The following is a 20,228-nucleotide window of genomic DNA, read 5'->3' as shown; positions in this document are numbered from 1 at the left end:
CATGTAAAAAACCTTATTGTATGTGCATACATATAGAGAGAGGAAGAAAAGAATGGCAAAAGTAAAAACAAAATTTATCTGCCAAGAGTGTGGATATGAATCCGCAAAATGGATGGGAAAATGCCCTGGTTGTGGTACATGGAACAAAATGGTGGAAGAGGTTGAGAAAACAAGCACGAATAGAAGAAAGGCTTTTACACACTCTGAAGGAACCAATGTACTATCGAAGGCTACTCCTATTACCTCCATTGAAACCACCCATGAACCAAGAATACAAACGGACCTTTCCGAGTTAAATCGAGTACTAGGTGGAGGGATTGTAAGAGGTTCACTAGTTTTAATAGGGGGAGATCCTGGTATCGGGAAGTCCACCCTTTTACTACAAGTTTCTTCTCAGTTAGCAAATAAAAACCAATCGGTTCTATACATTTCAGGTGAAGAATCGATGAAGCAAACTAAATTAAGAGCGGACCGTCTAGGCGTAGCCTCGGAAAATCTATTAGTTTATTCAGAAACGGATTTAGATGAGATTAGTCGTACTATTGATAACGTCAATCCTAGCTTTGTAATTATTGATTCCATTCAAACTGTATTTCACCCCAACGTTACTTCTGCCCCAGGAAGTGTATCCCAAGTACGAGAATGTACAGCGGAACTCATGAGAATTGGTAAATCAAAAGGAATTGCTATCTTTATTGTTGGTCATGTTACGAAGGAAGGATCTATAGCGGGTCCAAGACTTTTAGAGCATATGGTAGATACCGTTTTATATTTTGAAGGTGAACGTCATCATACATACCGTATATTAAGAGCTGTAAAAAATCGCTTTGGATCTACAAATGAGATGGGTATTTTTGAAATGAAGGAGTTCGGCCTTGAAGAAGTAGAAAATCCTTCTGAGATTTTTTTAGAAGAAAGAGCACAAGGTGCTTCCGGCTCTACAGTCGTTGCATCAATGGAAGGAACTCGTCCTGTTTTAGTGGAGATTCAGGCTCTTATCTCTCCTACTAGCTTTGGAAATCCTAGAAGAATGGCAACGGGCATTGACCATAATCGAGTTTCTTTATTAATGGCTGTATTGGAGAAGCGTGTAGGTTTATTATTAGCTAATCAAGATGCTTATTTAAAAGTGGCGGGTGGCGTGAAGTTAGATGAGCCAGCTATTGACTTAGCGATTGCAGTTAGTATCGCTTCTAGTTTCCGAGATAAATCAACGAGACCGACTGATTGCATTATTGGGGAAGTAGGTTTGACAGGAGAAGTAAGAAGGGTATCTAGAATAGAACAACGTGTCCAAGAAGCGGCAAAGTTAGGGTTTGAACGTGTCATTATACCTGCTAATAATATAGGAGGCTGGAAGGGCCCAGAGGGGATAGAATTAGTCGGTGTATCAACTGTTTCACAGGCACTTCATGTAACGTTAGGGGGGTAATATGTGGAGAATAAAAAGCTTAATGAGATGACCATGAGTGAAGTGTTACAATTCATCGCACCAGGAGCTCCCATACGTGAAGGAATTGATAATGTTTTGCGTGCGAATACGGGTGGCCTTATCGTCTTAGGTTACAATGAAAAAGTAAAATCCATTGTAGATGGTGGTTTTCAAATTAACTGTCCTTTCACACCTAGTTATTTATATGAACTGGCTAAAATGGATGGAGCGATTATTTTAAATGAAAAGGGAAATAAAATCTTAATTGCAAACGCACAATTAGCTCCAGATCCAAGTGTCCCCTCTACTGAAACAGGGATGCGCCATCGGACGGCTGAACGGGTTGCAAGGCAAACGCGAGCTCTTGTCATTGCCATTTCCCAAAGACGAAATGTAATCACTTTGTACCAAGGGAACTTTAGGTACGCTCTTCGTGAAATTGCTGTCATTCTTACGAAAGCAAATCAGGCTATTCAAACATTAGAAAAATATAAGGTTGTCCTAGAACAAAGTATTTCTAACCTAGGAATTATTGAGTTTGAAGAAATGGTCACATACAGTGATGTTTTACAAGTGATGCATCGAGTAGAAATGGTTTTGCGAATAAAAAATGAGCTATTAACCTATTTAAGCGAGCTAGGCACGGAAGGCCGGTTGATTAGATTACAAATGAACGAGCTTTTATCAGATATAGAAATGGAAGCTGTACTCATTATAAAAGATTATGCTTTTTCAAGGGATCATAAGCCGGAAGAATTTTTAAAGAGATTTCAGGAGATGTCGACAGGGGATATGATTGAAGATACAGTGCTATTAAAAATGTTAGGTTACCAAGGATACATTCATGTGGATGAATACATTTGTCCTAGAGGATATCGTATGTTAAATAAGATTCCTCGACTGCCTCCCATTATCATTGAGAATTTAGTGCATAAATACAAGGAGCTAAGAAATATTGTTTCTGCCTCTGTTGAAGATTTAGATGAAGTGGAAGGAATAGGGGAAGTAAGGGCAAGAAAAATAAAAGATGGCCTTAAGCTCATAAAAGAGCAGCTATTTGCTGATAGACAACTCTAAAAAGGGATTGAATTGAAATAAACAATATGCTAAAATGAAAAATTTAAATATTTGACAGTTGATTTTACTTGGTGCTACCCTTTATGTATCAAATAATATAAAAAATTACTACTAATGGTAACTATTTTTAATATAAATCGTCTTAATAGTGTAGAGATCATTAACTTTAAAAGAGAATAGCTAAAGGTTAATACTATTTTAATAACATTTTCTTTTCAATTTGTTAACATTATCAAATTTCTCAGTAATAATAGGTTTCAATTTTTAGAATTTGTTTATAATGAGTAAAAGGAGGTGAAGGAATGTTAAAACGTATTATACAAGCATGCTTCCTTATTACAGGTGGGACGCTAGGGATTTTTCTTATTCCCGATTTATTAAAATTAGTGAGTTTAGATGACATTCCTCTAATAAATAATCATTATGTTACCGCTATTTTAGGTGCAATTATTTTTTATCTTATTACTTTTTGGGCGGTTGATTATGTAGTTAACTTTATTAAATGGTTAGAAGAATCTATCGTAAAAATACCGATTACTGATATTATTTTTGGTAGTGTTGGACTAGTATTTGGTCTTGTAGTGGCTTTTTTAGTAGGTTATGCTTTAAGCGCAATTGAAGTTCCTATTTTAAACACAGTTGTTCCCATTTTATTAACTCTTCTTTTTGGATATTTAGGATTTCAGGTTGGCTTTAAGAAAAGAGACGAATTGCTGAATCTTTTCTCAAAGGGAAAGAAGAAGTCAGGTGAAGAGGAACCAACGAGTAAGGAATCTCCTAAGGAATTAAAAATTCTTGATACTAGTGTAATTATCGATGGTAGAATCGCTGATATATGTCAGACAGGCTTCCTTGACGGTACGATTGTGATTCCACAATTCGTACTAGAAGAATTACAGCATATTGCCGATTCGTCGGATGTATTAAAACGTAATCGTGGTCGAAGAGGTTTAGATATATTAAACCGTATACAAAAAGAGCTTTCGATGAATGTTGAGATTTATGAAGGTGATTTTGAGGATGTACAAGAAGTGGATAGCAAACTTGTAAAGCTTGCAAAGCTTACTAATGGTGTGTTAGTTACTAATGATTTCAACCTCAATAAAGTATGTGAACTTCAAAAAGTTTCGGTATTAAATATAAACGATTTAGCAAATGCAGTTAAGCCAGTCGTACTTCCTGGAGAAGAAATGCATGTACAAGTGATTAAAGACGGGAAAGAGTACAACCAAGGGATCGCCTATTTGGATGATGGTACGATGATTGTAGTTGAAGACGGTAGAGATTTCATTGGTAAGCATATTGATGTGTTAGTGACTAGTGTTCTTCAAACATCTGCTGGTAGAATGATTTTTGCTAAACCCAAACTATTAGAAAAAGCTCTATAGAATTTCTAGTTCATTTAGATAGGGGTTTTAATATGACTTATAAAGTCATTATACCTGCCGCGGGTCTAGGTAAAAGAATGGGAGCGGGGAAGAATAAGCTCTTGCTAGAATTAAATGAAGTACCAATCTTAATTCATACTTTGCGTGTTTTTGAAAAAGATGATTTATGTGACGGCATTATTTTATCCATCTCACCGCAAGAGGAAGAGCTATTTAAGGAATTATTAAAAACATATCAAATAAATAAAGTCGAGCATTTCGTTCATGGTGGAAAAGAGAGACAGCATAGTGTTTTTAATGGCTTAAAAGTACTTGCTGGCTTTGATGGAATCGTATTAGTTCATGATGGAGCTAGACCTTTTATTGATACTATGTTAATTCATGAGTTAGTGGCTGTAACAAGCGAGTCGGGTGCAGCTGTCCTGGCTGTCCCAGTGAAAGATACAATCAAAAAGGTTGCTAATGATGAAGTGGTAGAGACAGTTGAACGTGCAAGCTTGTGGGCAATTCAAACCCCACAAGCTTTTCGTGTTTCGTTGCTGATGGAAGCGAATATAAAAGCTGAGGAAGATAGGTTCGTCGGAACGGATGATGCAAGTCTAGTAGAAAGATTAAATTATCCAATAAAAATTGTTAAAGGTAATTATGATAATATTAAGCTGACTACACCAGAGGATTTATATTTTGCTGAAGCAATCATTCGAAAACTAGAGAAAATATAATGTTTATAAAGGAGATAAATCATGTTTCGTATTGGTCAAGGGTTTGATGTTCATCAGTTAACGGAGGGACGTCCCTTAATTATCGGAGGGATTGAGATTCCTTATGAAAAAGGGCTATTAGGTCACTCAGATGCGGATGTGCTTTTACATACAGTAGCAGATGCATGTCTTGGAGCGATTGGAGCAGGGGACATTGGAAAGCATTTTCCTGATACAGATCCTAACTTTAAAGATGCTGATTCTGCAAAACTTTTAGAGCATGTTTGGAGTATGGTTGAAGAGTTAGGTTACGAATTAGTCAATGCCGACTGTACGATTATTGCTCAGAAACCCAAAATGGCTCCATATATCGATCAAATGAAAACTAGAATTGCTAAACTATTAAAGGCTACTCCAGAACAGATTAATGTAAAAGCAACAACAACAGAAAAGTTAGGTTTCACTGGAAGAGGGGAAGGAATTGCTTCACAGGCAGTCGTTCTAATTCAGAAAAAATAGTTGGAATAAGTCCATTTAAACGCCTGAAAATTAGACTGATCACTAGTTTATTTTACTAAGGAACTAGTGATACAATATATCAGGATGAAAATTTAAGGAGGCCGTTTTATGTCAAACAATGTTCGTGTGCGTTATGCTCCGAGTCCAACTGGACATTTACATATAGGTAATGCTCGTACCGCTCTTTTCAATTATTTATTTGCTCGAAATCAAGGTGGAAAATTCATTATTCGTATAGAAGACACGGATAAAAAGAGAAATATTGCTGGTGGAGAAGAAAGCCAGCTAAAGTATTTAAAATGGTTAGGTATGGACTGGGATGAAAGTGTTGATGTAGGTGGAGAGTATGGACCATACCGCCAGTCAGAGCGTAACGATATTTATGCTAAGTATTATAATGAGCTACTAGAAAAGGGTTATGCTTATAAATGTTACTGTACAGAAGAGGAGCTTGAAGCGGAACGTGAGGCTCAAGCTGAGAAAAATGAAATGAGCGGGTATTCTGGAAAATGCCGTAACTTAACGGCGGAAGAAAGAGAACAGCTTGAGAGTGAAGGAAGACAACCAAGCATTCGATTCCTTGTTCCAGAAGGAAAAGTATATACCTTTGATGACATGGTAAAAGGTTCAGTCTCATTCGAGTCAGATGGAATCGGCGGAGACTTTGTTATTGTTAAAAAAGATGGTACGCCAACTTATAATTTTGCCGTTGCTGTTGATGATCATCTAATGGAAATTACTCATGTACTACGTGGAGATGACCATATTTCCAATACTCCTAAGCAAATGATGATTTATGAGGCTTTAGGCTGGGATACTCCAATCTTTGGACACATGACTTTAATTGTGAATGAAAGCCGCAAAAAGTTAAGTAAACGTGATGAGTCTATTATTCAATTTATTGAACAATATGAAGAGTTAGGATATCTTCCTGAAGCATTATTTAACTTTATTGCCTTGCTTGGCTGGTCACCATCGGGTGAGGAAGAAATTTTCACAAAAGAAGAGTTCATTAATATTTTTGATACGAATCGTTTATCTAAATCTCCTGCATTATTTGATAAGCAAAAACTTACTTGGATGAATAATCAGTACATGAAGAAGCGTGACCTTGATACGGTAGTCGCGATTGCTTTACCTCACTTAATTAAGGCTGGAAAAGCGAGCGAAGATATGACAGAAGAGCAATCTCAGTGGGTACGTGATCTTATCGCTCTATATCATGATCAAATGAGTTATGGTGCTGAGATTGTTAGTCTATCAGAGTTGTTCTATCGTGATGAAGTGGTGGTAGAGGAAGAAGGTAAAGAAGTATTAGCAGGAGAACAAGTTCGTGACGTACTATCTGCTTTTCTAGCTGAAATTGAAAAAATGGAGAAGTTAACAGGTGAAGAAGTGAAAGCTTCTTTAAAAGTGGTCCAAAAAGAAACAGGTCAAAAAGGGAAAAACTTGTTTATGCCTATTCGTGTGGCTACTACAGGTCAAACTCATGGCCCAGACCTGCCTAAGGCTATTGCTTTATTAGGAAAAGAAAAAGTAATTCAACGTGTAACGAGCATTATTAGTTAACATATTGGTAAAAATGTAATATAGTATGATTAAACGAAAAATTGCCATTAGGCAAAAAGCAGTCCTTAAAAATCTATATCTCTAAAAATGTTGATAAGGATAAGTAAAAAAGTAAAGCTTTTAAGAGAGAACCATCACCGGCTGAAAGTGGTTTAAGCCTCTGACTTTTTGAAATGCACCTTTGAATCTCTTTTCGAAATAGGGTTAAACCCTATAGTAGTCTAGGGCGGATACCTCCGTTAACGGGTTAGAGTTGAGGTTGTTATATGGCGACCTAAACAGAGTGGAACCGCGCATTCAAGCGTCTCTGTCATTTTTGACAGGGGCGCTTTTTATTTTCTTAAAATACTTTTTTGACTCAGGGAAGCTAGTAACCGATTCAGTGAAAAAATAATGTAGGGAGGGACCTGAGATGTTCAAAAGGCTTAAGGAAGACATTGAGGTTGTTTTCGAACAAGACCCAGCAGCAAGAACTTATTTTGAAGTCATTCTAACCTACTCGGGTTTACATGCTATCTGGGCACACCGATTGGCCCATACCATGTATAAGCGAAAGTTCTATTTCTTAGCCCGAGTGATTTCGCAAATCAGTCGATTTTTTACTGGTATTGAAATTCATCCAGGAGCAAAGATTGGTAGAAGATTGTTTATTGACCACGGGATGGGTGTGGTAATCGGAGAGACGTGCGAAATAGGGGATAATGTCACGATATTTCAAGGTGTTACATTAGGCGGAACCGGCAAGGAAAAAGGAAAAAGGCATCCAACCATTAAGGACAATGCATTGATTGCAACAGGAGCAAAAGTATTAGGGTCCATTACTATTGGTGAAAATTCTAAAATAGGAGCTGGATCGGTTGTTTTAAAGGAAGTGCCACCTAATTCAACGGTAGTTGGAATACCCGGTAGAGTAGTCATTCGTGATGGAGTGAAAGTAAACAAAGATCTGAACCATTGCGACCTACCTGATCCGACTGCTGACCGTTTTAAAGAGATAGAGTCGGAAATGGAGCATTTAAGAAAAGAACTTAATAACCTAAAATTGGAAAGGAGCATAAAGCATGGGAATTAAAATTTACAATACAGAAGCACGTGAGAAACAAGATTTCATCCCTCTAGAAGAGGGGAAGGTAAAAATGTATGTTTGCGGACCTACTGTTTATAATTATATTCATATAGGAAACGCACGCCCGCCAATCGTGTTTGATACGGTTAGACGCTATTTAGAATTCAGAGGATATGATGTTCAATATATTTCTAATTTTACGGACGTTGATGACAAGTTGATTAAAGCGGCTAATGAATTAGGAGAAGAGGTTCCGACGATAGCAGAAAGATTTATTGAGGCATACTTTGAAGATGTTTCTGCTCTAGGTTGCAAAAAAGCAGATGTTCACCCACGAGTAACGGAGAGCATGGATATTATCCTGGAATTTATTCAAGCTCTAATTGACAAAGGCTATGCTTATGAATCAGAGGGTGATGTCTATTTCCAGACACGTAAATTTAAAGACTATGGTAAACTCTCACACCAGTCTATTGATGAACTTCGGTTAGGTGAACGTATCGCTGTAGGTGAAAAGAAACAAGATTCTTTAGACTTTGTTCTTTGGAAAGCGGCAAAGCCTGGTGAAATTTCTTGGAAAAGTCCTTGGGGAGAAGGAAGACCAGGTTGGCATATTGAGTGCTCAGCTATGATTAAGAAGTATTTAGGTGACACGATTGATATACATGCTGGTGGACAGGATTTAACATTCCCACACCATGAAAATGAAATTGCTCAGTCAGAAGCATTATCAGGTAAAACGTTTGCTCGTTACTGGATGCATAATGGATATATTAATATTGATAATGAAAAGATGTCTAAGTCATTAGGAAATTTTGTGTTAGTGCACGATATTATCAAAAAGCATGATCCACAAGTGTTAAGATTCTTTATGTTATCCGTTCATTACCGAAATCCAATTAACTATACTGAAGAATCTTTAGAGAACACTCGAGCAGCCTTAGAAAGAATCCAAACCTCCTATCAAAACTTAAAGCATCGCAAAGAAACGAGTACAAATCTGACTGAAAATAACCAAGAGTGGTTGGATAAAATTAATGCTCTTCATGAAGAGTTTATTAGGGAAATGGATGATGATTTTAATACGGCGAATGCCATTTCTGTCCTGTTTGAGCTATCTAAGTTATCAAATTATTACTTGATGGAAAAGAATACGGCAGTGGAAGTCATTGACGCATTTACGAAAGAATTTGATATCCTCTTTACGGTGTTAGGACTATCCATTAAGGAAGAGGAACTTTTAGACGAAGAGATAGAGCAACTAATTGAACAACGTATTCAAGCTCGTAAAGACCGAAATTTCCAGCTATCAGACCAAATTCGCGACCAATTAAAATCAATGAATATCATCTTAGAAGATACGCCGCAAGGTACGCGTTGGAAAAGAGGCTAATACATGCTTCAATATGATAACAATATTGATGTTAAACAATTAAATAGTTTAGCTTTGGCTTATATGGGTGACGCCGTGTACGAGAATTATGTGCGTCACCACCTTTTACAAAATGGTAAGGTTAGACCGAATCAACTTCATAGAGAAGCAACCAAATACGTTTCGGCAAAAGCGCAGTCCCAGGTCATCCATCGCATGCTTAGTGATCAACTTTTATCAGAAGAAGAAATAGCGGTGGTGATGAGAGGGAGAAACGCGAAGTCTGGCAGCGTTCCAAAGAATACAGATGTACAAACCTACCGATACAGTACGGCATTTGAGGCATTACTCGGTTATTTATATTTACTGAAGCAAGAAGCCCGCTTGGAAGAGTTAATCATCACTTCATTTAGATTAGTTGAAGAAAAGAAAGGAGGAAATAATCAATGAGTCAAGATTACATCATTGGAAAAAACCCTGTTATTGAAGCGTTGAGATCAGAAAGAGATGTTAACAAAATTTTAATAGCAGAAGGCTCTCAGAAGGGTCAAATGCAGGTAGTAATCGGCATAGCAAAAGAAAGAAATATCCTTGTGCAGTTTGTCCCGAAGCAAAAAATTGATCAGCTAGTAGAAGGAAATCACCAAGGGGTGGTAGCCCAAGTTGCTGCTTATCAGTATGCAGAATTAGATGATTTATTTGCAGCTGCCGAAAAGAAAAATGAAGCACCTTTCTTTATTTTATTGGACGAGATAGAAGATCCACATAATCTAGGTTCAATCATGAGAACAGCGGATGCCGTTGGTGCACACGGAATCATTATACCGAAGAGAAGAGCGGTTGGATTAACAGCTACCGTAGCAAAGGCATCAACAGGTGCTATAGAGCACATACCGGTAGTCCGTGTAACAAATATGGCTAGAACGATTGATGAATTAAAAGAACGTGGGGTTTGGATAGCTGGAACAGATGCAAAAGGAAAACAAGATTTCCGTCAGTTTGATGGAACGATGCCTTTAGGGTTAATCATTGGAAGTGAAGGAAAAGGAATGGGCCGTCTTGTAAGAGAAAAATGCGATTTTCTTATTCATTTACCGATGAAAGGACATGTTACATCTTTAAATGCTTCTGTTGCTGCAGCTCTTTTAATGTATGAGGTTTATCGGAAACGTCACCCTCTAGAGGGATAAAAATGGACATCCTGATAGTTGACGGATATAACATCATCGGTGCCTGGCCAGAGTTAAGAGAACTTAAGAATAAAGATCTAGCCTCAGCCCGAGATCGGTTGGTTGAAAAGATGGCTGAATATCAAGCCTATTCAGGATTTCGAGTGATAGTCGTCTTTGATGCTCATTTTGTAAAAGGGGTAGAGAAAAAAATAAAAAATAGCAAGGTCGAAGTTATATTCACAAGGAATAACGAAACCGCGGATGAGAGAATTGAAAAGCTTGCGATTGACTTAAACAATAGACGAACTCAAATTCATGTAGCAACCTCAGACTTTACAGAACAATGGGCTATTTTCGGGCAGGGGGCGCTTAGAAAGTCAGCCCGAGAGCTATTAAATGAGATGGATTCGGTGGAAAAAAGGATAGAAAAAAAAGTTAAACATATTCAAGAAAAAAAACCAACTTCAAAGATTCCTCTTAGTGACGAAGTGGCAGAAATTTTTGAAAAATGGCGCAGAGGGCAACAATGACCTATTGACGCTATGAAAACGCCTACTGTATAATATTTCTATCTATGCTTGTGCGGTCGGGGGGATCCTAGTGAGTGCTGACTACAAGACAAAACCAAATGAAAACTTTTTAGAATACGTGAATCGCGAAGATGAAGAATTGGTTGAGTGTGTACACAAAGGTGAAAGTGAAGCTTTGGATTACTTAATACATAAGTATCGTAATTTTGTCCGCGCTAAGGCGAGATCCTATTTTTTAATTGGCGCAGATAAAGAGGATATTGTGCAGGAAGGTATGATTGGGCTTTATAAAGCCATTCGCGACTTTAAAGAGGACAAGCTAACTTCTTTTAAAGCATTCGCCGAGCTTTGTATTACGAGGCAAATTATTACTGCTATTAAGACTGCTACTAGACAGAAGCATATCCCTTTAAATTCGTATGTCTCTCTGGACAAACCAATCTATGATGAAGAGTCTGATCGAACGTTAATGGATGTTATTTCTGGTGCGAAAGTAATGGACCCGGAAGAGCTCATTATTAACCAGGAGGAATTTGATCATATTGAAGTGAAGATGTCTGAGTTACTAAGTGATTTAGAACGCAAGGTGTTAGCTCTTTATTTAGATGGTCAATCCTATCAAGAAATATCTGAAGAACTGAATAGACATGTTAAATCAATTGATAATGCCTTACAAAGGGTAAAAAGGAAGCTAGAGAGATATTTAGAAGTAAGAGAGTTTACATTATAAAGGCTTGAAAGAAAAGAGCAACAATCTATGAGAAGACAACATTATCATAAATTCTTCCTGTTGTTGACATCACCTATTGTCCATGATAAAGTTTTAAGGACAAAATAGATGACCATAGTAGGTGGCTTTATTGAGAAAAAAAGTTGTCCTTGCTTGTGTAGATTGTGGTTCTAGAAATTATTCGACGATGAGTAAAAAGGAATCAGAACGGTTAGAGTTAAAAAAGTTTTGTGCTACTTGTAGTGCTCATACAATCCACCGTGAAACAAAGTAATGATGGTTTATCCATAGATCATGAATCTCTTCGAAGTTGGAGGTCGCAATATGCAACGCATTGTTAATTTTTTCAAAGATGTAAGCAGTGAGATGCGTAAGGTCAGCTGGCCAAAACGTAAAGAACTTACTAACTATACAGTTACGGTTTTAGCTACTGTTGTTTTCTTTGCTGTATTTTTCGCATTGATTGATACAGGAATTTCTGAATTGATTCGTTTAATTCCTTGAATAACCCCTGTGATCTAATGGTATAATGGAGAATAACACAGGAAATTTTATGTAAAGCCCGGAAACGGGTTTTTTCATTTGGGAAAAAATCTTTAATTATTTGTTTGATATTCTGATTTTACTTAGGGAGGGAAGGACGTTCGTCCTGGAAGATGGAAAAGAATTGGTATGTAGTTCATACTTACTCAGGTTATGAGAATAAAGTTAAAGCAAATCTAGAAAAGCGTGTTGAATCCATGGGGATGTCTGATAAGATTTTCCGCGTGATTGTTCCAGAAGAAGAAGAAACAGATGTAAAAAATGGTAAGACAAAAGTTGTGAAACGTAAGGTATTTCCTGGTTATGTGCTAGTTGAAATTGTGATGACAGATGATTCTTGGTATGTAGTTCGTAATACTCCAGGAGTGACTGGTTTCGTTGGTTCGGCTGGTTCAGGTTCTAAACCTACACCACTTTTACCAGAGGAAGTGCACCATATCCTTAAGCGTATGGGTGTAGAAGAAAAACGTATAGATATCGATTTCGAATTAAACGAAACCGTACGTGTAAAAGAAGGTCCGTTTGCTAACTTCACAGGATCGATTGAAGAGATTGATAAGGACAAAGCGAAGATTAAAGTTCTTGTTAATATGTTTGGTCGCGACACCCCTGTAGAACTAGATTTTACACAAATTGAAAAATTATAATCTCAAAAAACTTGAAATCTATTTTGAAAAGTGATAAGATTTCATAGGTCAGTATGTCTCGGTTGAGACAAGACACAGTAAAGTGCTTTATACTATATAAAGACAAATAGATGAGTGGGAGGGAAATTTTCCCTATTACCACATCACGGACTTAAGGAGGTGTGTCTCGTGGCTAAAAAAGTAATTAAGGTTGTTAAATTACAAATCCCTGCTGCTAAAGCTAATCCAGCTCCACCAGTTGGTCCTGCACTAGGTCAAGCCGGTGTTAACATCATGGGATTCTGTAAAGAGTTTAATGCTCGTACAGCTGAACAAGCTGGTTTAATCATTCCTGTTGAAATTACGGTTTTTGAAGACCGTTCATTTACATTTATTACGAAAACTCCTCCTGCTGCTGTTCTTCTTAAAGTAGCGGCTGGAATTGAGTCAGGTTCTGGTGAACCAAACCGTAATAAAGTAGCTACAGTCAAGCGTGATAAAGTGCGCGAGATTGCTGAATCAAAAATGCCTGATCTAAATGCAGCTAGCGTTGAAGCGGCTATGCGTATGGTTGAAGGTACTGCACGCAGCATGGGTATCGTTATCGAAGACTAATGCTAAAGTGTACAAGGTAACAGGGGGGTTGCGACGATGAATTAAGTTTCACTCGCAACCTTTATTCGTGGGAGGACATTCCGCTAAAACCACAATATAGGAGGAAATGAAAATGGCTAAAAAAGGTAAAAAGTATTTAGAAGCTGTAAAGCTTGTAGATCGTACAAAAGCCTACTCAATCGATGAAGCGATTGAACTTGCTAAAAAAGTAAACTTTGCTAAATTTGATGCAACTGTTGAGGTTGCTTTCCGTTTAGGCGTTGACCCTAAGAAAGCTGACCAACAAATCCGTGGAGCAGTAGTTCTTCCAAACGGTACTGGTAAAACTCAACGTGTTCTAGTATTTGCTAAAGGTGAGAAAGCGAAAGAAGCAGAAGCTGCTGGAGCTGACTTCGTAGGCGATGCAGAATATATCACTAAAATTAGTCAAGGTTGGTTCGATTTTGATGTAATCGTAGCTACACCTGACATGATGGGTGAAGTTGGTAAACTTGGACGAGTATTAGGACCTAAAGGTTTAATGCCAAACCCTAAAACTGGTACGGTTACATTTGATGTAACTAAAGCAGTTAATGAAATTAAAGCAGGTAAAGTAGAATACCGTGTAGATAAATCTGGTAACATTCATGTTCCTATCGGTAAAACTTCTTTCGAAAACGAAAAGCTTGTTGAAAACTTCAACACAATTTTCGATACTATGTTAAAAGTTAAGCCTGCAGCTGCTAAAGGTACGTATATGAAAAACGTAACTGTAACAACTACTATGGGCCCTGGTGTTAAAGTAGATCCTTCTACTGTATCAGCTAAATAATAATTTTTTTAAATAGATGTTGACAAATAGAATAATATTTTATATGATATTATCTGTTGTTGAAAAATAAATAACATTTGTACCGCAGACAGTAGGTGCCACTCGGCTTAATATTCCTACCGAGGTCATACGATAGATTAGTTCGTTCGTTTTACGACTATTGTATACTTCCTCCGTGTCTGTAAGGCATGGAGGTTTTTATATTTCCGGTATAAATGTAGCAAATCTACAGGAGGTGTAAGGATGAACAACGTTATCGAACAAAAGAAACAAATCGTAGAGGAAATCGCTGATAAGTTTAAAGCGAGTAAAACTGCAGTTGTTGTTGACTACCGTGGTCTTACTGTTGGTGAAGTTACAGAACTTCGTAAACAACTTCGTGAAGCTGGTATCGAATTTAAAGTATACAAAAATACTTTAACTCGTCGTGCTGCTGAGATCGCTGAACTTTCTGGTTTAAATGACTCTCTTACCGGTCCTAACGCTATTGCGTTCAGTACTGAAGATGTTGTTGCACCAGCGAAAATTCTTAATGACTTCGCTAAGAAGCATGAAGCTCTTGAAATTAAAGCAGGTGTAATCGAAGGTAACATCGCTACTTTAGAAGAAGTAAAAGCTCTTGCGGAACTTCCGTCTCGCGAAGGTTTACTATCTATGTTACTTTCTGTACTTCAAGCTCCAATCCGCAACCTTGCTCTTGCTGCAAAAGCTGTTGCAGATCAAAAAGAAGAACAAGGCGCATAAGCTTAATTTTATCTAAAATATCTTAAAATAAATGAACGAAATTTAAGGAGGAAAAATTATCATGACTAGAGAACAAATCATTGAAGCAGTAAAAAACATGACTGTTTTAGAATTAAACGACTTAGTAAAAGCTATTGAAGAAGAGTTTGGCGTAACTGCTGCTGCTCCTGTAGCTGTAATGGCTGGTGGCGCTGGTGAAGCTGCTGCTGAGAAAACTGAATTTGACGTGGTTCTTGCAAGTGCTGGAGACCAAAAAATTAAAGTTATCAAAGTTGTACGTGAAATCACAGGTCTTGGTCTTAAAGAAGCAAAAGAACTTGTTGACAACACTCCAAAAGCTCTTAAAGAAGGCGTTTCTAAAGAAGAAGCTGAAGAAATCAAAGCTAAACTTGAAGAAGTTGGCGCTGGTATCGAAGTTAAGTAATAATATTTCAAAAAAGCTCGCTGCATAATAGCGAGCTTTTTTTCTTCGTTTAGGAAATTATAAAATACTTCGCATTGTGGATAACTCTTTAACATTGAGTGTCCCCGTCCAGCTCCAGCGCCTAGCCCCTCGAGGGAATAAATTAAAAGCCATTTATTCCTCGGTCAAATAACCTTCAACCCTAAAAGTCGAAAACCAGACTTTTAGGGTTGAAGAACATTTGCTTGTCGGGGCTGACCGAGGCGCTTGCGCTTTTGGTCCTGTAAATTTATGTTTTTGAAAAAAACCAACTGATTTTTTGCTTTCTGATCAAACTTAATTTATAATTTTATTTCGTAAATGGTTTTGGTTATATCTTCAAGTATCTTCACATTCTACTCCCCATCATGGAGGTGACGAATTGTCCAATCATTATTATTCCCGAGAACAAACAGTAGAAAGTAATCCGAAATTTTGGGATTTTACCTTAAGGAATCAAAAACTAAAGTTTAAAACCGATAATGGTGTATTTTCAAAAGGTGAGGTTGATTTCGGTTCAAGATTATTAATAGAAACATTTGAAGCTCCTAATGTTGAAGGAGATATTTTAGATGTTGGCTGTGGGTATGGCCCAATAGGGTTATCACTAGCTAAGGGGACTGATAGAAATGTTCATATGGTTGATGTTAATGACCGAGCCATAAATTTAGCGAAGGAAAATGCTCAGTTAAATAATATCTCTAATGTAACTATCTATGAAAGTGACCGTTTAATTAATGTTACTAAGAGTAATTTTTCGGCTATTTTAACTAACCCACCCATTAGAGCTGGAAAAAAAGTTGTTCATGATATCTATGAACAAAGCTATGAACATCTTCGTTCAGGCGGAGAGCTATGGGTGGTCATTCAAAAAAAGCAAGGTGCTCCTTCGACCATTGATAAGTTAACAGAGTTGTTTGGAGAAGTAGAAACAGTTGACAAGAAAAAAGGTTATTTTATTTTAAGAACTAAAAAGAATTGACTTGACATTTTCGCTATGTTAATATTATAAAATGCCAACATCATAATTTTCGGCTTAATTACTAAATTAAACGAAAGTTGTATAATATTGGTTTTATTCGGAAAAACTAACAAAATAATAGTTCGTAATGTGGGAATTGTGGTTTTTTTGTTTAAAAACCCTTTTTCTTTTTGTCTTATAAGAATACATATCAATACTTAGATTAAGGTCTTGCAGCTCAGTTAATACATACTTAGTAAAAGGATTTATAAAATTTAAGAAGTGTATATCTTATAAGATGGCAATAGATGCAACAATAACGCTTGATTTGAGGGGTGAATCAGTTGACAGGTCAACTAGTTCAGTATGGACGACACCGCCAACGAAGAAGTTACGCGCGAATCAGTGAAGTATTAGAATTACCAAATCTTATCGAAATCCAAACTTCATCTTACCAATGGTTCTTAGATGAAGGGTTACGTGAAATGTTCCAGGACATTTCTCCAATTGTGGATTTCACTGGTAATCTGTCGCTTGAATTTATTGATTACAGTCTTGGCGATCCAAAGTATTCCGTAGAGGAATCAAAAGAACGAGATGTTACATATTCTGCACCACTGCGTGTTAAAGTGCGTCTTGTAAACAAAGAAACAGGCGAAGTTAAAGACCAAGATGTCTTTATGGGTGACTTCCCGCTTATGACAGAAACAGGTACGTTCGTTATTAATGGAGCTGAACGTGTTATTGTTTCTCAGTTAGTCCGCTCACCGAGTGTATATTATAGTGGTAAAGTTGATAAAAACGGAAAAAGAGGTTACACAGCTACCGTTATTCCGAACCGCGGCGCTTGGCTAGAATATGAAACAGATGCCAAAGATGTCGTATACGTAAGAATAGATCGTACGAGGAAGCTGCCCGTTACGGTTCTTTTGCGTGCATTAGGTTTCGGGTCTGATCAAGAGATCATTGAACTAGTTGGGGATAATGAATACATCCGCAACACTCTTGAAAAAGATAATACGGAAAGTACAGAAAAAGCTCTTTTAGAAATATACGAGCGTCTACGCCCAGGTGAACCACCAACGGTTGAAAACGCAAAAAGTTTATTAGTTTCAAGATTTTTCGATCCAAAACGCTATGATTTAGCGAATGTAGGTCGTTATAAAATCAACAAGAAACTTCATATTAAAAATCGATTATTTGGTCAACGCCTTGCTGAGACATTAGTGGACCCAGAAACAGGGGAAATTATTGCAGAGAAAGGCATTACACTAGATCGTCGTAATTTAGATCGTATTCTTCCTAACTTAGAAAAGAATATTGGATTTAAAACATTTAATCCTTACGGTGGAGTTGTAGAAGATGATGTTCTTCTTCAATCGATTAAAATCTATGCTCCGGGCGAAGATGGAGAAAAAGTGATAAATGTTATTGGTAATGCATACGTAGAAGAGGCTGTGAAAAACATCTCTCCTGCAGATATTATTGCATCTATCAGTTATTTCTTTAACTTACTGCATTCAGTTGGAGATACAGATGATATCGACCACTTAGGTAACCGTCGTTTACGTTCTGTTGGTGAGTTATTACAAAACCAATTCCGTATCGGTTTATCTAGAATGGAGCGTGTAGTTCGTGAAAGAATGTCTATTCAAGACACAGCTACTATTACTCCACAACAATTAATTAATATCAGACCGGTTATTGCGTCAATTAAGGAGTTCTTTGGAAGTTCACAGCTTTCTCAGTTCATGGATCAAACAAACCCATTAGCTGAATTGACACATAAACGTCGTCTGTCTGCATTAGGACCTGGTGGATTAACACGTGAACGTGCTGGATTCGAAGTACGTGACGTTCACTATTCTCACTACGGTCGTATGTGTCCGATTGAGACTCCTGAGGGTCCGAATATCGGTCTTATCAACTCTTTATCTTCATATGCAAAAGTAAATCGATTTGGATTTATTGAAACACCATATCGTCGTGTAGATCCAGAAACAGGTAAAGTGACGAACCAAATTGATTACTTAACGGCTGATGAAGAGGATAACTACGTAGTGGCGCAAGCAAACGCTCGTTTAGGAGAAGATGGTTCATTTTTAGATGAAGACATCATCTCTCGTTTCCGTGGAGAAAACATCGTGGTTAGCCGCGATCGTATGGACTACATGGATGTATCACCTAAACAGGTTGTATCTGCTGCAACTGCATGTATTCCATTCTTAGAAAACGATGACTCTAACCGTGCCCTAATGGGTGCGAACATGCAACGTCAAGCTGTTCCTTTAATGCAACCAGAAGCTCCTAGAGTGGGTACAGGTATGGAATATGTATCAGGTAAAGACTCTGGTGCTGCTGTAATCTGTAAGCATGAAGGTATCGTAGAGCATGTAGAAGCTCGTGAAGTTTGGGTACGCCGTATTACGAATATAGATGGCCAAGAAGTAAAAGGCGATCTTGATAAATATAGAATGCTAAAATTCATCCGTTCAAACCAAGGAACTTGCTACAACCAACGTCCGATCGTTGCTGTAGGAAACCGAGTGACTAAAGGAGAAATCCTTGCTGATGGACCTTCAATGGAGCTTGGTGAATTAGCTTTAGGGCGTAACGTTCTTGTAGCGTTCATGACATGGGATGGTTATAACTATGAGGATGCCATCATCATGAGTGAACGTCTTGTAAAAGATGATGTTTACACTTCTATCCATATTGAAGAATACGAGTCTGAGTCTCGTGATACGAAACTAGGACCAGAAGAAATCACACGTGATATTCCTAACGTTGGTGAAGATGCTTTAAGAAATCTTGATGAGCGCGGAATCATTCGCATCGGTGCTGAAGTTAAAGATGGTGACCTTTTAGTTGGTAAAGTTACACCTAAAGGGGTAACGGAATTAACAGCTGAAGAACGTTTATTACATGCGATCTTTGGTGAAAAGGCACGTGAAGTACGTGATACTTCCCTACGTGTACCACACGGTGGTGGAGGAATTGTCCTTGATGTTAAAGTCTTCAACCGAGAAGATGGCGACGAGTTACCACCAGGTGTTAACCAACTTGTTCGTGTTTATATCGTTCAGAAACGTAAAATTTCTGAGGGAGATAAAATGGCAGGTCGACATGGTAATAAAGGGGTTATCTCTAGAATTTTACCAGAAGAAGATATGCCTTACTTACCAGATGGAACACCAGTTGATATCATGTTAAATCCACTAGGGGTACCTTCTCGTATGAACATTGGACAGGTGCTTGAGCTACACTTAGGTATGGCTGCGAGAGCACTTGGAATTCACGTAGCTTCACCAGTATTTGATGGTGCTCGTGAAGAAGATGTGTGGTCAACAATCGAAGAAGCAGGAATGGCTCGTGATGCGAAGACTGTTCTTTATGATGGGCGTTCGGGTGAACCGTTTGACAACCGTGTATCAGTAGGTGTCATGTATATGATCAAACTTGCCCACATGGTTGACGATAAACTACATGCACGTTCTACAGGACCTTACTCACTTGTAACTCAGCAACCACTTGGTGGTAAAGCTCAGTTCGGTGGTCAGCGTTTTGGAGAAATGGAGGTTTGGGCACTTGAAGCATATGGTGCTGCTTACACTCTTCAAGAGATTCTTACTGTTAAGTCGGATGACGTTGTTGGACGTGTTAAGACTTACGAGGCAATTGTTAAAGGTGAAAATGTACCAGAACCGGGTGTTCCTGAATCATTCCGTGTATTAATGAAAGAACTTCAAAGCTTAGGTATGGATGTTAAAATTCTATCAAGTGATGAAAAAGAGATTGAAATGCGCGATTTAGAGGATGATGACGAAATTCAACAGGCAGAATCCTTAACTATAGCTCCTGAGCCACAAACTGAGGAAGAAATAGTCGGCTCTAAAGAATAATTTCTATCTAGGGTTGATATCTAGCGTA

Annotated in this window: 21 protein-coding genes and 2 other annotated features; all 21 genes read left to right on the top strand. The window is 37.8% G+C overall.

The window, feature by feature from the left end:
* The first annotated feature begins 52 nt into the window (after nucleotides 1-52).
* The 21 genes from radA to rpoB all read left to right on the top strand — a co-directional run bounded on the left by radA (nucleotide 53) and on the right by rpoB (nucleotide 20,200).
* Nucleotides 53-1,432, top strand: a complete 1,380-nt coding sequence (radA, locus tag SM124_RS21540; RefSeq protein ID WP_322448577.1) for a DNA repair protein RadA — start codon at nucleotides 53-55, stop codon at nucleotides 1,430-1,432.
* 3 nt (nucleotides 1,433-1,435) lie between these two features.
* Nucleotides 1,436-2,509: a DNA integrity scanning diadenylate cyclase DisA gene (gene disA, locus SM124_RS21535; RefSeq protein WP_322448576.1), complete on the top strand. Its 1,074-nt coding sequence runs from the start codon at nucleotides 1,436-1,438 to the stop codon at nucleotides 2,507-2,509.
* Nucleotides 2,510-2,811: 302 nt separating this feature from the next.
* The gene (locus SM124_RS21530; RefSeq protein ID WP_322448575.1) at nucleotides 2,812-3,897 is read left to right on the top strand and encodes a PIN/TRAM domain-containing protein; all 1,086 of its coding nucleotides are present in this window, start codon (nucleotides 2,812-2,814) and stop codon (nucleotides 3,895-3,897) included.
* Nucleotides 3,898-3,929: 32 nt separating this feature from the next.
* Nucleotides 3,930-4,619, top strand: coding sequence for a 2-C-methyl-D-erythritol 4-phosphate cytidylyltransferase (gene ispD, locus SM124_RS21525; RefSeq protein WP_322448574.1), 690 nt, complete (start codon nucleotides 3,930-3,932; stop codon nucleotides 4,617-4,619).
* A 21-nt stretch (nucleotides 4,620-4,640) separates the two neighbouring features.
* Nucleotides 4,641-5,117 (top strand): 2-C-methyl-D-erythritol 2,4-cyclodiphosphate synthase, encoded by a 477-nt coding sequence (gene ispF / locus SM124_RS21520; protein ID WP_322448573.1) that lies wholly within the window; start codon nucleotides 4,641-4,643, stop codon nucleotides 5,115-5,117.
* Between the two features lie 108 nt (nucleotides 5,118-5,225).
* Entirely contained in the window at nucleotides 5,226-6,686 is a 1,461-nt protein-coding gene (gene gltX / locus SM124_RS21515; RefSeq protein WP_322448572.1) for a glutamate--tRNA ligase, read from the top strand.
* A gap of 81 nt (nucleotides 6,687-6,767) precedes the next feature.
* Nucleotides 6,768-6,998, top strand: a binding site (T-box leader).
* Nucleotides 6,999-7,098: 100 nt separating this feature from the next.
* Nucleotides 7,099-7,758, top strand: a complete 660-nt coding sequence (gene cysE, locus SM124_RS21510; protein ID WP_322448571.1) for a serine O-acetyltransferase — start codon at nucleotides 7,099-7,101, stop codon at nucleotides 7,756-7,758.
* A complete protein-coding gene (gene cysS, locus SM124_RS21505; RefSeq protein WP_322448570.1) occupies nucleotides 7,748-9,145 on the top strand; it encodes a cysteine--tRNA ligase in 1,398 nt (465 codons plus the stop codon). The genes cysE and cysS overlap by 11 nt, the downstream gene beginning before the upstream one ends.
* A gap of 3 nt (nucleotides 9,146-9,148) precedes the next feature.
* On the top strand, nucleotides 9,149-9,574 hold the full coding sequence (locus SM124_RS21500) for a Mini-ribonuclease 3 (protein WP_322448569.1): 426 nt from the start codon (nucleotides 9,149-9,151) through the stop codon (nucleotides 9,572-9,574).
* Nucleotides 9,571-10,314 (top strand): 23S rRNA (guanosine(2251)-2'-O)-methyltransferase RlmB, encoded by a 744-nt coding sequence (gene rlmB, locus SM124_RS21495; RefSeq protein WP_322448568.1) that lies wholly within the window; start codon nucleotides 9,571-9,573, stop codon nucleotides 10,312-10,314. Before SM124_RS21500 ends, rlmB begins: the two co-directional genes overlap by 4 nt.
* A gap of 2 nt (nucleotides 10,315-10,316) precedes the next feature.
* Entirely contained in the window at nucleotides 10,317-10,826 is a 510-nt protein-coding gene (locus tag SM124_RS21490) for an NYN domain-containing protein (protein ID WP_322448567.1), read from the top strand.
* 70 nt (nucleotides 10,827-10,896) lie between these two features.
* Nucleotides 10,897-11,556: an RNA polymerase sporulation sigma factor SigH gene (sigH, locus tag SM124_RS21485; RefSeq protein WP_322448566.1), complete on the top strand. Its 660-nt coding sequence runs from the start codon at nucleotides 10,897-10,899 to the stop codon at nucleotides 11,554-11,556.
* Between the two features lie 130 nt (nucleotides 11,557-11,686).
* Complete coding sequence (gene rpmG / locus SM124_RS21480; RefSeq protein ID WP_322448565.1) at nucleotides 11,687-11,830, top strand: 50S ribosomal protein L33; 144 nt, start codon at nucleotides 11,687-11,689, stop codon at nucleotides 11,828-11,830.
* Between the two features lie 50 nt (nucleotides 11,831-11,880).
* Nucleotides 11,881-12,060, top strand: coding sequence for a preprotein translocase subunit SecE (secE, locus tag SM124_RS21475; RefSeq protein ID WP_322448564.1), 180 nt, complete (start codon nucleotides 11,881-11,883; stop codon nucleotides 12,058-12,060).
* 152 nt (nucleotides 12,061-12,212) lie between these two features.
* Nucleotides 12,213-12,746: a transcription termination/antitermination protein NusG gene (gene nusG, locus SM124_RS21470; RefSeq protein WP_322448563.1), complete on the top strand. Its 534-nt coding sequence runs from the start codon at nucleotides 12,213-12,215 to the stop codon at nucleotides 12,744-12,746.
* Between the two features lie 168 nt (nucleotides 12,747-12,914).
* Nucleotides 12,915-13,340, top strand: coding sequence for a 50S ribosomal protein L11 (gene rplK, locus SM124_RS21465; RefSeq protein WP_322448562.1), 426 nt, complete (start codon nucleotides 12,915-12,917; stop codon nucleotides 13,338-13,340).
* Between the two features lie 112 nt (nucleotides 13,341-13,452).
* Nucleotides 13,453-14,151 (top strand): 50S ribosomal protein L1, encoded by a 699-nt coding sequence (rplA, locus tag SM124_RS21460; RefSeq protein WP_322448561.1) that lies wholly within the window; start codon nucleotides 13,453-13,455, stop codon nucleotides 14,149-14,151.
* 64 nt (nucleotides 14,152-14,215) lie between these two features.
* Nucleotides 14,216-14,361: a sequence feature (ribosomal protein L10 leader region), on the top strand.
* 33 nt (nucleotides 14,362-14,394) lie between these two features.
* Nucleotides 14,395-14,895 (top strand): 50S ribosomal protein L10, encoded by a 501-nt coding sequence (rplJ, locus tag SM124_RS21455; protein ID WP_322448560.1) that lies wholly within the window; start codon nucleotides 14,395-14,397, stop codon nucleotides 14,893-14,895.
* Nucleotides 14,896-14,956: 61 nt separating this feature from the next.
* A complete protein-coding gene (rplL, locus tag SM124_RS21450; RefSeq protein ID WP_322448559.1) occupies nucleotides 14,957-15,319 on the top strand; it encodes a 50S ribosomal protein L7/L12 in 363 nt (120 codons plus the stop codon).
* 400 nt (nucleotides 15,320-15,719) lie between these two features.
* A complete protein-coding gene (locus tag SM124_RS21445; protein ID WP_322448558.1) occupies nucleotides 15,720-16,319 on the top strand; it encodes a class I SAM-dependent methyltransferase in 600 nt (199 codons plus the stop codon).
* A gap of 323 nt (nucleotides 16,320-16,642) precedes the next feature.
* Entirely contained in the window at nucleotides 16,643-20,200 is a 3,558-nt protein-coding gene (rpoB, locus tag SM124_RS21440; RefSeq protein WP_322448557.1) for a DNA-directed RNA polymerase subunit beta, read from the top strand.
* Nucleotides 20,201-20,228: the final 28 nt, after the last annotated feature.

The organism is Robertmurraya mangrovi, assembly GCF_034427655.1.
GTDB classification, from domain to species: domain Bacteria; phylum Bacillota; class Bacilli; order Bacillales; family Cytobacillaceae; genus Robertmurraya_A; species Robertmurraya_A mangrovi.
The sequence above is the reverse complement of the archived record's forward strand: the minus strand, read 5'-3'. Positions and strand labels throughout refer to the sequence as shown.